11 protein-coding genes are annotated in these 13,808 nt (G+C 64.6%); 7 read left to right on the top strand and 4 right to left on the bottom strand.

Going from position 1 to position 13,808, the window contains the following annotated elements; translation table 11 throughout:
- Positions 1-266 precede the first annotated feature (266 nt).
- The 4 genes from IVB40_RS10875 (at position 267) to IVB40_RS10860 (ending at position 4,971) form a co-directional block, all read left to right on the top strand.
- On the top strand, positions 267-1,838 hold the full coding sequence (locus IVB40_RS10875) for an ABC transporter ATP-binding protein (protein WP_247818857.1): 1,572 nt from the start codon (positions 267-269) through the stop codon (positions 1,836-1,838).
- Positions 1,822-2,913 (top strand): ABC transporter permease, encoded by a 1,092-nt coding sequence (locus IVB40_RS10870; RefSeq protein ID WP_247818856.1) that lies wholly within the window; start codon positions 1,822-1,824, stop codon positions 2,911-2,913. The genes IVB40_RS10875 and IVB40_RS10870 overlap by 17 nt, the downstream gene beginning before the upstream one ends.
- Positions 2,900-3,817, top strand: a complete 918-nt coding sequence (locus IVB40_RS10865; protein ID WP_027566588.1) for an ABC transporter permease — start codon at positions 2,900-2,902, stop codon at positions 3,815-3,817. Before IVB40_RS10870 ends, IVB40_RS10865 begins: the two co-directional genes overlap by 14 nt.
- A 77-nt stretch (positions 3,818-3,894) precedes the next feature.
- Positions 3,895-4,971, top strand: coding sequence for a BMP family ABC transporter substrate-binding protein (locus IVB40_RS10860; protein ID WP_027566587.1), 1,077 nt, complete (start codon positions 3,895-3,897; stop codon positions 4,969-4,971).
- Positions 4,972-5,083: 112 nt separating this feature from the next.
- Here the strand turns inward: IVB40_RS10860 and IVB40_RS10855 are convergent, their stop codons facing one another.
- The gene (locus IVB40_RS10855; protein WP_247818855.1) at positions 5,084-6,433 is read right to left on the bottom strand and encodes an 8-oxoguanine deaminase; all 1,350 of its coding nucleotides are present in this window, start codon (positions 6,431-6,433) and stop codon (positions 5,084-5,086) included.
- Between the two features lie 153 nt (positions 6,434-6,586).
- Here IVB40_RS10855 and IVB40_RS10850 point away from each other — a divergent pair, with 153 nt between their 5' ends.
- From IVB40_RS10850 to IVB40_RS10840, 3 genes are read left to right on the top strand one after another with little or no spacing between them, the layout of a single operon-like run.
- Positions 6,587-7,414: an FAD binding domain-containing protein gene (locus tag IVB40_RS10850; RefSeq protein ID WP_247436731.1), complete on the top strand. Its 828-nt coding sequence runs from the start codon at positions 6,587-6,589 to the stop codon at positions 7,412-7,414.
- Positions 7,411-10,134 carry a molybdopterin-dependent oxidoreductase gene (locus IVB40_RS10845; RefSeq protein ID WP_247818854.1) on the top strand — a complete coding sequence of 908 codons (2,724 nt, stop codon included), beginning with the start codon at positions 7,411-7,413 and terminating at the stop codon, positions 10,132-10,134. The genes IVB40_RS10850 and IVB40_RS10845 overlap by 4 nt, the downstream gene beginning before the upstream one ends.
- A 21-nt stretch (positions 10,135-10,155) precedes the next feature.
- Positions 10,156-11,553 (top strand): nucleobase:cation symporter-2 family protein, encoded by a 1,398-nt coding sequence (locus IVB40_RS10840; RefSeq protein ID WP_247818853.1) that lies wholly within the window; start codon positions 10,156-10,158, stop codon positions 11,551-11,553.
- Here IVB40_RS10840 and uraD read toward each other — a convergent pair.
- The 3 genes from uraD to IVB40_RS10825 are packed head-to-tail and all read right to left on the bottom strand — an operon-like array spanning position 11,550 to position 13,792.
- Positions 11,550-12,437, bottom strand: a complete 888-nt coding sequence (gene uraD, locus IVB40_RS10835) for a 2-oxo-4-hydroxy-4-carboxy-5-ureidoimidazoline decarboxylase (protein WP_247818852.1) — start codon at positions 12,435-12,437, stop codon at positions 11,550-11,552. The genes IVB40_RS10840 and uraD overlap by 4 nt on opposite strands.
- 5 nt (positions 12,438-12,442) lie before the next feature.
- A complete protein-coding gene (puuE, locus tag IVB40_RS10830) occupies positions 12,443-13,378 on the bottom strand; it encodes an allantoinase PuuE (protein ID WP_247818851.1) in 936 nt (311 codons plus the stop codon).
- On the bottom strand, positions 13,379-13,792 hold the full coding sequence (locus tag IVB40_RS10825; RefSeq protein WP_027566580.1) for a DUF3830 family protein: 414 nt from the start codon (positions 13,790-13,792) through the stop codon (positions 13,379-13,381).
- Positions 13,793-13,808: the final 16 nt, after the last annotated feature.

Raw genomic sequence — 13,808 nt, 5'->3', positions numbered from 1 at the left:
GCTTAACTTCACGCCAAGCCTGCATAGCCGGTTCCGATTTGGCTTGAGCCGTCACAAATTTGCAACACGCGTCGCACGCAAGTCGGGACTGCAAAGGCTGCTCGGCAGGCATTTGAGGACGATCGCCTCCCGGCGACAGCCGCGACTCGCCGACACCACTTGCCTGCCGAAGCGTTGAGCAAGGGATGACGCTTTTTCACACCTTACGCGGCGGTTCAAACTAGCCCAGTATTGAGGCACTTCACCCCATGCAAGCGCATCAGCGAATGTTGGATCCCACGGCTAAGAGCCTGCATTCCGGCGAGTCCCCGCTCCTCAGGACGGTCGGGCTCACCAAGCGCTATGGCGATTTCCTCGCCAACGATGCCATCGACATCGATATCTGGCCAACGGAAATCCACGCGCTGCTGGGCGAGAACGGCGCCGGCAAGTCGACGCTGGTCAAGGCGATCTACGGGCTGATCCAGCCCAGCGCTGGCCAGATTTTCTGGCAGGGCCAGCCGATCCTGCTGTCCGGTCCCTCGGAAGCGCGCGGCCGCGGCATCGGCATGGTGTTCCAGCACTTCTCCTTGTTCGACAATCTCACCGTCGCCGAGAACGTCGCGCTCGGCCTCGACGGGAAACAATCTTTCAAGGACATGTCGGCGCGGCTTGAGCAGGTGTCGAAGACTTATGGATTGCCGCTCGATCCCAAACGCGAGGTCTGGCAATTGTCGGTCGGCGAACGCCAGCGCATCGAGATCGTTCGCGCGCTCATGCAGGATCCGCAATTCCTGATCCTTGACGAGCCCACCGCGGTGCTGACGCCACAGGAAGCCGACCAGCTCTTCATCGTGCTGGAGCGGCTCAAGGCCGAAGGCCGCGCGATCCTCTATATCAGCCACAAGCTCGAAGAGGTGAAGCGCCTGTGCGACACGGCAACGATCCTGCGCGGCGGCAAGAAGGTGGAGACCTGCAATCCCAGGCTTGAGACCGCCGCTTCGCTCGCGCGCATGATGGTCGGCGGCGAGATCAAGGAAGTGAAGGCGGCCGCCGGCCGGCAGACCACGGTGCCGCGCCTCGTCGTCAACGATCTCTCGCTCGCCCCCGGCGAGGCGCATGGCGTGCGGCTCGAGTACATCTCGTTCGAGCTGAAAGGCGGCGAGATCCTCGGCATCGCCGGGGTTGCCGGCAACGGCCAGGACGAATTGTTCGCCGCGCTGTCCGGCGAACGCCTGTCGAAAGATCCCGGCACGATCGTGATCGAAGGCCTTGCTGCCGGCCATCTCTCGATCACGCAGCGCCGCAAGCTCGGCGCGGCCTTCGTTCCCGAGGAGCGGCTCGGCCACGGCACCGCGCCCCGCATGAAGCTTTCGGAGAATGCGCTTCTCACCGGGCATGCCGCCAGCGGCATGGTCCATCACGGCTTCATCGATACTGCGGCCACTCTGAAGACGGTCGACCGCGCAACCGAGACGTTCGACGTCCGCAAGGCCAAGCGCGATCCGGAAGCAGCATCCCTCTCCGGCGGCAATTTGCAGAAGTTCATTGTGGGACGCGAGATCCTGCGCAATCCCGCGGTGCTGGTGGTGAGCCAGCCGACCTGGGGCGTCGACGCCGGCGCTGCCGCCGTCATCCGCCAGGCGCTGCTTGATCTCGCAACCGCAGGCGCCGCCGTGCTCGTCACCAGCCAGGACCTCGACGAGCTCGCGGAAATCGCCGACCGCATCGCCGTGATGTTCCATGGCCATCTGTCTGCACCGCTCGCCACCAGCGAGGCGACGCGCGAAAAACTCGGCCTATTGATGGGCGGCAGCACGCTGGAGCCGAAGGAGGCCGCGCATGCAGTTGGTGCTTGAGAAGCGCGCCGAGCGCTCCAACGCGATCGCGCTGATCTCTCCGCTGATCGCGATCGGCCTCACGATCGTGACCATGGTCATCCTGTTCGCGATCCTCGGCAAGAATCCGCTGCTCGCCCTGCACGCCTATTTCATCGCGCCTTTGACCGACAGCTATTCGCTCCAGGAAATCGCGGTGAAGGCAACTCCGCTGGTGATGATCGCGATCGGACTATCGCTCTGCTATCTCGCCAATGCCTGGAACATCGGCGCCGAAGGGCAGTTCCTGATTGGTGCAGTCGCCGGAAGCTGGATTGCGGTGAAGACGCAGGGCACCGACGCCGGCGTCTGGGTGCTGCCGGTCATGCTTGTGCTCGCCGCCGCGGCGGGCGCGCTCTACGCACTGATCCCGGCAATCTGCAAGGTGAAGTTCGGCGCCAGCGAAATCCTGACCAGCCTGATGCTGGTCTATGTCGCCGATCTCTTCCTCGACTATCTCGTGCGCGGCCCCTGGCGCGATCCACACGGTTTCAACTTCCCGACCACCGCCGAGTTCGATCCGGTCGCAACGGTGCCGCTCCTGATCGAAGGCGGCCGGCTGCATCTCGGCTCCATCATCGCCCTTCTCGTCGTCGCGGCGGTGGCGATCCTGCTCGGGCGCACCATAAAGGGATTCGAGATTCGCGTGGTCGGTGCGGCGCCTCGCGCCGCGCGGTTCGGCGGCTTCAATTCCAACCAGTTGATCATCCTGACCTTCGCCGTCTCGGGCGCGCTGGCCGGCCTCGCCGGTATCATCGAGGTCGCGGGTCCGGTCGGACATCTCCAGCCCGGCATCTCGCCGGGTTACGGTTTTACGGCGATCATCGTGGCCTTTCTCGGCCGGTTGAACCCCCTTGGAATATTAATTGCAGGCCTTTTTCTCGCGTTGACCTTTATCGGCGGCGAGCAGGCGCAGATCGCGATGAAGATCCCGTTGGACGTCACCAAGGTTTTTCAAGGCATCCTGCTGTTCTACGTGCTCGCCTGCGATTCCCTCATTCTCTACCGCTTCAAGCTGGTCTTCCCGAACCGACAGGTGGCTCGTGGAGCTCATTGAAGCCATCATTCTCGCAGTGCTCGCCGCTTCGACGCCGCTCCTGATCGCGGCGACCGGCGAGCTCGTGACCGAGCGCTCCGGCGTGCTCAATCTCGGCGTCGAGGGCATGATGATCGTCGGCGCCGCATGTGGCTTTGCAGGTGCGTGGCTGACCGGCTCGATCTTCATTGGCGCACTGTTTGGCATCGTCGCCGGCACGCTGATGTCACTGGTCTTCGCACTGATGGCGCTCGGACTTGCGGTCAACCAGGTTGCAACGGGTCTTGCGCTGACCATCCTGGGCGTCGGACTCTCCGGCCTGATCGGCGCCGGTTTCGTCGGCGAGCGCATCACCCCGGCGCTGCATCTCAACATTCCCGGTCTCACGGATATTCCGCTGGTCGGTCGCGTGTTGTTCGGCGAGGACGCCTTTGTCTATTTCTCGCTGGCGCTGGTCGTCGGCGTCTGGTGGTTCCTGTACCGCACGCGGCCAGGATTGATCCTGCGCGCCTGCGGCGACAACCATGTCTCCGCGCATGCGCTCGGCTATCCCGTGCTGCGCATCCGCACCCTAGCGGTGATGTTCGGCGGCGCCTGCGCCGGACTTGCCGGTGCCTATCTGCCGCTCGCCTATACGCCGTTCTTCATTCCGGGCATGACCGCGGGACGCGGCTGGATCGCGCTGGCGCTGGTGGTGTTCTCGTCCTGGCGGCCGGGCCGCCTCGTGGTCGGCGCCTATCTGTTCGGCGCGGTGACGATCCTGCAGCTGCACGCGCAGGGCTGGGGCGTCGGCATTCCCTCGCAGTTGATGTCGGCGCTGCCTTACCTTGCGACTGTCGTCGTCCTGGTCCTGCTCTCCCGCGCGCGCACGGGTGGATCGACCGCACCGGCTGCGCTTGGCACCGTGTTCGTGCCTGACCGCTGAGTTTCATTTCCACACCGTGCGCGATGGGGCGCGCACGTTGCGGATCGTGGCTTTCCCCTGACATTTGGAGATTGATGATGAGGAAATCACTTCTTGCGCTGGCCGCCGGGCTCTTGCTTGCCGGGAGCGTCAGTGCAGCCTCCGCCGCCGACAAGCTGAAAGTCGGATTTATCTACCTCGGCCCGGTCGGTGACCTCGGCTGGACCTATCAGCATGAACTGGCACGCCAGGCGCTGGTGAAGGAGCTCGGCGACAAGATCGAAACCACCTTTCTCGAAAACGTGCCTGAAGGCCCCGATGCCGAGCGCTCGATCGAGCAGCTCGTCCGCGCCGGCAACAAGCTGATCTTCACCACCTCGTTCGGCTACATGGATCCGACGCTGAAGGTCGCGAAGAAATATCCGAACGTGCATTTCGAGCACGCGACCGGCTACAAGCGCAACCCGAACATGTCGACCTATTCGGCTAAATGGTATCAGGGCCGCTACATCCAGGGCCTAATCGCGGCCAAGATGTCGAAGTCCGGCGTGCTCGGCTATATCGGCTCGTTCCCGATTCCCGAGGTTGTCTCCGGCATCAACGCGACGATCCTCGCCGCGCAGACCATCAACCCGAACATCAAGGTCAAGATCATCTGGGCCAACACCTGGTTCGACCCGGGCAAGGAAGCCGACGCCGCCAAGGCGCTAATCGACCAGGGTGCCGACGTGATCATGCAGCATACGGATTCGCCGGCGGCAATGCAGATCGCCAGCGAACGCGGCAAGCTCGCCTTCGGCCAGGATTCCGAGATGATCAAGTTCGGACCGAAGACCCAGCTGACCTCGATCCTCGATACCTGGGGTCCCTACTACATCGCCCGGGTCAAGGCCGAGCTCGACGGAACCTGGAAATCCGAGGACAGCTGGGGCGGCCTCGACAGCCACATGTTCGCGATGGCGCCCTACACCAACATGCCTGACGACGTGAAGAAGATTGCCGAGGATGCCCAGGCCGCGATCACCGCGGGCAAGTTGCATCCGTTCAAGTGCCCGGTCCTTGGGCAGGACGGCAAGCCGGTCGAGTGCAAGGGCGGCGCCAATCTCGACGACGGCCAGATCCTCGGCATGAATTTCTATGTCAAAGGGATCGACGACAAGCTGCCGGGCAAGTAGCACGCTTCTTGCATCGCCTAAATCACCTGCTCCTCCCGGAGGAGGTTCGGAGGGGGTGGCCAGAAGCACCCGGCACTTGTGGTCGCCCCCTCTTTCTATCTTCGCCTGGATACTATGCCGCCTGCATGGCCCGCGCCGCCGAACTGTGGCGGTGGATGAGGTCTGCCACATCTAGGCCGGGGACCGCGCCGTCGATCACGGCCCATTTTCCTGCCACCATCACCCTATCGGCCCGATGCGCCCCGCACAGCACCAGTGCCGCCAGGGGATCGCCATGGCCGGAGAAGCGTAGCTCGTCGAGCCTGAACAGCGCGAGATCGGCCGTCTTACCGAGCGCGATCTCCCCGAGTTCCGGCCGACCGACGCAGGCCGCCGAGCCCTTGGTGGCCCAGCGTAGCGCATCCTTGTGACTGACCTTCGTCACCCCGTAGCGCGCCCGTTGCAGCAGGAACGCGGCCCGCACCTCCTGCATCAGGTTCGATCCGTCGTTCGAGGCCGATCCGTCGACACCAAGCCCGATGCCAACGCCGGCCTCCTCCATCTCGCAGACGGGACAGCAGCCGGAGGCCAGGAGTTGATTGCTGCAGGCGCAATGACTGATCGTCGTCTTCGCCTTGCCGAGCCGCTTCATCTCGTCTGCGTTGAAGAAGATGCCATGAGCGAGCCACGTCCGCGCATTAAGCCAGCCGCATTGTTCGAGATAGTCGAGCGGACGGCAGCCATACATCTCCTGGCAGAATTTGTTCTCGTCCTCGGTCTCGGCAAGATGGGTATGCAGGCGCACGTCGAGCTTCTTGGCCAGATCGGCGGTGGCGCGCATCAGGGACGTCGTCACCGAGAACGGCGAGCAAGGTGCGAGTGCGATCTGCACCATGGCATCCGCGCCGCGCTGGTGGTACTTGGCGACCACACGCGCGCTGTCCGCGAGGATGGTGTCCTCGTCCTGCACGACGCTATCAGGCGGCAGACCGCCGTCGCGCTGCGACAGGTTCATCGAGCCGCGCGTGAGCAGCACGCGCACGCCGAGCCGCCTGGCCACCGCCACCTCGATATCGACGGCGTCTTTGAGCCCTGCCGGAAATACATAGTGATGATCCGTTGTGGTGGTGCAGCCCGACAGCAGCAGTTCAGACATCGCCACGGTGACGCCGAGCTCGAGAGCTTCAGGCGTCAGCTTCGCCCACACCGGATAGAGCGCCTGGAGCCAGGGGAACAGCTCGCGGTCCATCGCCGCGGGTAGCGCCCGTGTCAGCGTCTGGTAGAAATGGTGATGGGTGTTGATGAGGCCCGGCAGCACGACGTGGTCGCCAGCGTCGAACACCGCGACGTCAGCGGTTGCGGGCGCAGCGCCGGCCGGCACCAGCTCGACGATCCGGCCGCCTTTCACCACGATCCCGCGCTCGGCGCCATCGGCGAGGATAGCCAGAGGATTCCTGATCCAGATCGGCTTTGCGTCGCTCATGATCCCGCTTCTCCTCACATCCGCTCACGACAGGCCTGCACGGCAGGGGCCGGCCTGATTGCGTTTTTGTTGCGACTTGTTGTTGCGACTTGGCGCTCGTCTTGCAAGACTTTCTCCTGGCTCGATTCACTCGTTGGAAGCGTTGACGTCGCCATGGACTTGAATACCATCACAGCGGTCGCCCATCCGCAAACGCGCGCGCAGCTGCCCGTTTGGACGCCAGGTGATGCTTGGCTCGCGGGCGGCACTTGGCTGTTCTCGGAGCCGCAAGTTCACCTCACTCGGCTCATCGATCTCATCGATCTGAAATGGCCGGCGCTGACGGTCACCGAGAGCCATTTCAGCATCGCTGCCACCTGCACCCTTGCACAGCTCGATGGATTCGTCTGCCCACCCGACTGGTTCGCGGCGCCGCTGATCAACCAGTGCTGCCGCGCCTTCCTTGCTTCGTTCAAGATCTGGAAGACGGCGACCGTCGGCGGTAATCTCTGCATGTCGCTTCCGGCGGGACCGATGATCTCGCTCACCGCTGCGCTGGAGGGCGTCTGCACCATCTGGAAGGCCGGCGGCGGCGAACAGATGATGCCCGTCGTCGACTTCGTCACCGGCAACCAGCTCAACCTTCTGGCGCCGGGGGACCTGCTCCGGCAGATCGATATCCCGATTGCCGCCTTGAAGCGTCGTACGGTCTTTCGCCAGATCTCGCTGGCGCCGGTCGGCCGCTCGGCGGCGCTGGTGATCGGCAGTCTGGATGCCGATGGCACGCTGACGCTCACGGTCACCGCCTCGACCGTGCGGCCGATTCGGCTGTCCTTTCGCGAGGCCCCCGACGCGAAAGCGCTTCGTGAAGCCATCGCGCAGCAGATCACCGACGATCTCTACCACACCGACATCCACGGCAAGCCGCTGTGGCGCAAGCACATGACACTGCGGCTTGCCGAAGAGATCCGCGACGAACTCCTCGGAGCACCGTCGTCATGAGCTTCGAGGTCAACGGCACGACGTTTCCGCAGGAGCCACGCGCCGGCCAGTGCCTGCGCACGTTCCTGCGCGAGCTCGGCCATTTCGGCGTGAAGAAGGGCTGCGACGCCGGCGATTGCGGCGCCTGCACCGTGCTGCTGGACGGCGAGCCGGTGCATAGCTGCCTGATCCCGGCCTTCCGTGCCGAGGGGCGCGCCGTCACCACGATCGAAGGTCTCGGCGGAGACAGCGGGGCGCACCCGATGCAGCAGGCTTTCCTCGATGCGCAGGGCTTTCAATGCGGCTTTTGCACCGCTGGCATGATCCTGACCTGTGCCTCGCTGAACCAGGCGCAGCGCACCGATCTCGGCGTCGCGCTGAAGGGCAATATCTGCCGCTGCACCGGGTATCGTTCGATCGAGGATGCGTTGATCGGCAAGACCAATATCGAGGCGAACGTCGAGGCCGGCGCCGCATTCGGTCGCAGCCTGCCAGAGCCGGCTGGCCCCGATGTCGTGCGCGGCAAGGCGCGCTACACGTTCGACACGCAGATTGACGGCCTGCTGCATATCAAGCTGCTCCGTTCGCCGCACGCCCATGCAAGGATCGTCGCGATCGACAAGTCGGAAGCGCTGAGCGTTCCCGGCGTGCACGCGGTGCTGACGCATGAGGATGCGCCAACCACTCTGATGTCGACCGCGCGGCATGAGAAGGACTGGATGGATCCCGAGGACACTCGTGTTCTCGACGACATCGTCCGCTTCATCGGCCAGAAGGTCGCCGCCGTCGTCGCAGACAGCGAAGCCGCCGCCGAGGACGCATGCCGCCGGCTGAAGGTCAGTTACGAGATTTTGCCCGCGCTGGTCGATCCGGAGCAGGCGATGGCGCCGGGTGCGCCCATCGTTCATCCCGATCTCACCACCGCGAACCGCGTTGCCGACGCCCAGCGCAACCTCGCCGCGGAGACGCATGGCGAATTCGGCGACGTGGCGGCTGCGCTCGCGACATCCGCCGTCACCTTCGAGGGCACCTTCCACAGTCACCGTGTGCAGCATGCCGCTTTGGAAACCCACGGCGGCCTCGCCTGGCTCGATGCTTCCGGCGTGCTCAATGTCCGCACCTCGACGCAGGTGCCGTTCCTGACCAGGCGCGCGCTGTCTGATATCTTCGAGCTTCCCATGGACAAGGTCCGCGTCTTCTGCGAGCGCGTCGGCGGCGGCTTTGGCGGCAAGCAGGAGATGTTCGTCGAGGACATTCTGGCGCTCGCCTCGCTCGAGACCGGCCGGCCGGTGAAGCTGGAGCTCACCCGCGAGGAGCAGTTCGTCGCGACGTCGACGCGGCATCCGATGCGGGTCCACGTCAAGGCCGGTGCAGACGCGGACGGCAAGCTCACCGCGCTCCAGCTCGACGTGCTCTCCAATACCGGCGCCTACGGCAATCACGCCGGCCCCGTGATGTTCCACTCGCTGGCCGAATCCATCAGCGTCTACAATTGCCCGAACAAGCGGGTCGACGGCTGCGCCGTCTACACCAATACGGTGCCGGCAGGCGCGTTTCGCGGATATGGCTTGCCGCAAACGCTGATCGCGGTCGAAGCCGCGATCGACGAACTGGCCAAGCAGCTCGGCATCAGCCCTTACGAGATGCGCCGGCGCAACGTCGTCAAGCCCGGCGATCCCATGGTGTCGCCATCGTCATCGGAATTCCACGACGTGCTCTACGGCTCCTACGGGCTCGACCAGTGCCTCGACCTCGTCGAGCGCGCGATGCAGGCTGATGGCCCGCAGCCGGACCTGTCGCCGGAGTGGCTGATCGGCGACGGCATCGCGCTGACGATGATCGATACGGTGCCCCCGGCGGGCCATCTCGCGGATGCGATGGTCACGCTCAACGACGACGCCAGCTTCGACCTCATCGTCGGTACCGCCGAATTCGGCAACGGCACCAGCACCGTGCACCGGCAGATCGCGGCCACGACGCTTGCGACCACCGTCGACCGCATCCGCCTGCGCCAGTCCGACACCGCCCATGGCGGCCACGACACCGGCGCCTATGGCAGCGCCGGCATGTTCGTTGCCGGCAAGGCGACGCATGCGGCAGCCATGCAGCTCGCGACTGAGCTGAAGGCGGCCGCCGCCGGCGCATGGCTCTGCGACGTCGGGAGCTGCGCGCTCGAGAACGAGGCCGTCGTCAGTGGCGTGCGGCGGATGTCCTTTGTGGAGCTGGCCAAGCTCGCGCGCGAACGCGGACAGCCGTTCGCAGGCGCCGGCAATTCCGGTGGCACGCCGCGTTCGGTCGGCTTCAACGTGCAAGGCTTTCGCGTCGCCGTGAGCAAGGGCACCGGCGAGCTCCGGATTCTCAGGAGCGTGCATGCGGCGGACGCCGGCGTCGTCGCCAATCCCATGCAGTGCCGCGGTCAGGTCGAAGGCGGTGTCGCGCAGGCACTCGGTGCCGCGCTCTACGAGGAGATGGTGATCGATGCGGACGGCCGCGTCGTCAACCCCAAATTCCGCGACTACCATCTTCCCTCCTTCGCGGATGTGCCCCGCACCGAAGTCTTCTTCGCCGAGACCTCCGACACGATCGGCCCGCTGGGGGCTAAGTCGATGAGCGAGAGTCCGTACAATCCGGTCGCCGCCGCCCTCGGCAACGCGATTGCCGATGCCACCGGCATCCGCTTCACGGCGCCGCCCTTCAAGCCGGACAGGCTGTTTCCGGCGCTGCACGATAAGTTTGGGTAGGCATATTTCGGGGATTGATCCATGAGCAGCGAAGTCCATCCCGTCGACGAGGTCTTGCCGGTCCCGCGCCTGCTGGCGCTCGGGTTGCAGCATGTGCTGGTGATGTATGCCGGCGCGGTCGCGGTGCCCCTGATCATCGGGCGCGCGCTGAAACTGCCGCCGGAGGATGTCGCTTTCCTGATCAGTGCCGACCTGTTCGCCTGCGGACTCGCGACGCTGGTGCAATGCCTTGGTTTTCCCGGCGTCGGCATCCGCCTGCCCGTGATGATGGGCGTGACCTTCGCATCCGTCGGTCCGATGCTGTCGATGGCGGCTTCACCTGACATCGGCCTGCTCGGCATCTACGGTTCGGTGATCGCCGCCGGCCTGTTTGGCGTTGTCGCAGCGCCGTTCGTCAGCCGGCTGTTGCCGCTATTTCCGCCCGTCGTCACCGGCAGCATCATTCTCGTCATTGGAATCTCCTTGATGCGGGTCGGCATCAACTGGGCCGGCGGCGGCCTGCCGACGCTGACCAGGATGGTGGACGGCGTCGCCGGCAGCTTTCCCAATCCGGCTTACGGACAGTTGCAGGGACTCGGCATCTCGCTGTTCGTGCTGCTCTTCATTCTCGGCCTGATCAAATGGGGCACCGGCTTTCTCGCCAACGTCTCCGTGCTGCTTGGCATCATCGCCGGCGCCGTGCTCGCGAGCATTCTGGGCGTGATGCATTTCGACAAGGTCGCTGCGGCCTCCTGGGGCGCCATCGTGATCCCGTTCCGCTTCGGCATGCCGCAATTCCATCTGGTACCTGTTATCACCATGTGCGTCGTCATGGTCGTCGTGATGATCGAATCGCTCGGCATGTTCCTCGCGCTCGGCGACATCACCGGCAAGACGGTCGATCGCGATGCCCTGAGCCGAGGCCTGCGCGCCGACGGCGTCGGCACGCTGCTCGGCGGCATCTTCAACACCTTCCCGTACACGTCGTTCTCGCAGAATGTCGGCCTCGTCTCGGTCACCAGCGTGCGCTCGCGCTGGGTGACGGTCACGGGCGGCTTCATCATGCTCGTGCTCGGCCTGTTGCCGAAGCTCGCCGCGCTGGTCGAGGCCGTGCCGCTGGTCGTGCTCGGCGGCGCCGGCCTCGTGATGTTCGGCATGGTCGCCGCGACAGGCGCACGCATCCTCACCTCGGTCGACTTCCGCAACAATCGCTACAATCTCTTCATCGTTGCGATCTCGATCGGCTTCGGCCTGATCCCGCTCGCCGCACCCGGCTTCTTCAGGAATTTACCGCACGATCTCCAGCCGCTGCTGGAGTCAGGCATTCTGCTCTGTGCGATCGTTTCCGTGCTGCTCAACGCCTTCTTCAACGGATTGAGCGGCGGCGCAGCCGCGGAAGCGGATGCAGCAGCGGTCGCCTCATCCGCGCAACATGTTTAACTACCGCGATAGGTCGAATAGCTCCACGGCGTGACGAGCAACGGCACGTGGTAGTGGCTCTCCGGCTCGCTGATCGCGAAACGAAGCGGGATTTCGTCGAGAAACGGCGGGTCAGAGAGCTGCACGTTGCGCTCGGCGTAATATTTGGCCACGCTGAAGCGAAGCTCGTAGCGGCCGATCGGAAGCGGACGGCCGCCGATCAACGGCTGGTCGGTGCGGCCGTCCGCATTGGTCACCGCGCGCGCTATCACGCGGCTCTCGCCGAGGTTCGCGAGCTCGATCAGTTCGACCGGAATGCCTGGCGCAGGTTTGCCGACGTGGTTGTCCAGCACATGGGTCGAGAGCCGGCCGTGGACCTTGAGCTTGTCATCGGCTGCGACGAGTTGATCGAGCCGCAAAGCCGAGATGCGGCCAATCTCCTCGATCGCACGCCTCGTCTCGGTCTTGGCGATATTGCGCAACCGCGTCTCGAAATCGCGCAGCACGGAATCTTTGGTGTGACGGCGCACGCAGACGATATAGGGGATGTCGAACTTCTCGCGATAGGCATTGTTGACGCGCTCGAACGCCGCGTATTCGGCATCCGACAGCCGGTCGAGGCCGGCGCTGTTCTGCTCCTCGGTCGATTCCGCGGTGAGCCCCGCCGCGCGCTGGGTCTTGTTGGCGAGGTCCGGATGCGCCCGGATCAGCGCCAATTGCACGTCGGGTTCGGCACTCTGGATCGCCGCCATCAGCGCGGCGTGCAACTGGTTGATGCCGGCGAACGGTCGCTTCGCGGCCAGTTGCCCGGCGATCCACGGCGAGTATTCAACGACGTTGGCGAGCGCGGCAACGAAATCGGCTTCATCGGCGGCATTGAGATCGGACAGCGATATCTGCGACATCGTCCTCACCCGATCTCGAATGCATCGGCCGCAAGGTGCGCGAGCTTGTCGTGCCAATGCTGGGCGATCTGCAACCGTGTCGGCACCCAGACGCGGTCGTGCTTGCCGATGTAGTCGAGGAAGCGGATCAGCCCCGCCGCACGGCCGGGGCGACCGGCGAGACGACAGTGCAGGCCGACCGACATCATCTTCGGCGCGCTCTCGCCTTCGGCATAGAGCACGTCGAAGGCATCCTTCAAATAGGTGAAGAACTGCTCGCCTTCGGCAAATCCTTGCGGGTTGATGAAGCGCATGTCGTTGGCGTCGAGCGTATAGGGAATGACGAGCTGCTTGCCGCTCGCGCCCTCGATCCAATAGGGCAGATCATCGGCATAGGAATCGCTGAGATAGAGGAAGCCGCCCTCCTCCATCAACAGACGGTTGGTGTTGATCGAGGAGCGTCCGGTATACCAGCCGAGCGGACGCGAGCCTGTCGCGGCGGTGTGGACGCGGATCGCTTCCGCGATCTCCGCCCGCTCCTGCGCCTCGGTCATGTCCCTGTGCTCGATCCACTTCAGGCTGTGGCTGGCGATGTCCCAGCCCGCCTCCTTCATGGCAGCAACGATTTCCGGATTGCGCTTCAGCGCCGTGGCGACACCGAACACGGTGGTCGGCCACTTCCGCTCGCCGAACATCCGCCACAGCCGCCAGAAGCCGGCGCGCGAGCCATATTCGAACATCGATTCGATATTGGCGTGGCGCTGGCCGGGCCAAGGCTGAGCGCCGAGCACGTCGGACAGGAATGCTTCCGAGGCCGGGTCGCCATGCAGGATGTTGTTTTCGCTGCCCTCCTCGAAATTGACGACGAACTGCACCGCGACCCGCGCGTTGCCGGGCCATTGCGGATGCGGCGGGTTGCGGCCGTAACCGCGGAGATCGCGCGGGTAGCGGGTACCAGTCACTCAGACTTCCTCGAAGCGGATCGGCAGCGCGCCCTTCCACAGCACGCTCTTGCCGAGCGTCGCCAAATTCTCCAGGCCGGAGGTCAGCGTGATGAAATGGTTGCCGGCGAGCTGCCCCATCTTGCTCGCGAAGTGCACGCCGCCATAGGCCATCAGGATCTCGGTCTCGCTGATGCCGCCGGGATAGAGGATGATCTGGCCGGGCGCGGGATAGCTGGTGTGGTTCTCGTAGCCGACACCGAAATCGAGGTCGCCGAGCGGCATCCACACGCCCTCGCCGCTCCAGCGCACGTGGATGATGTGGCTTTCGAACGGCAGCGCCTTGCGGAACGCGGCGACAGTCTTGGGCGCCGCTTGCTCCTCGAAACGGGCATCGAAGGTGAAGTCGCCGGCACGGATAACGAGTTTGCTCATCTCATCTCTCTGGATC

It is taken from the genome of Bradyrhizobium sp. 40, from assembly GCF_023100925.1.
Lineage (GTDB): Bacteria > Pseudomonadota > Alphaproteobacteria > Rhizobiales > Xanthobacteraceae > Bradyrhizobium.
The sequence above is the reverse complement of the archived record's forward strand: the minus strand, read 5'-3'. Positions and strand labels throughout refer to the sequence as shown.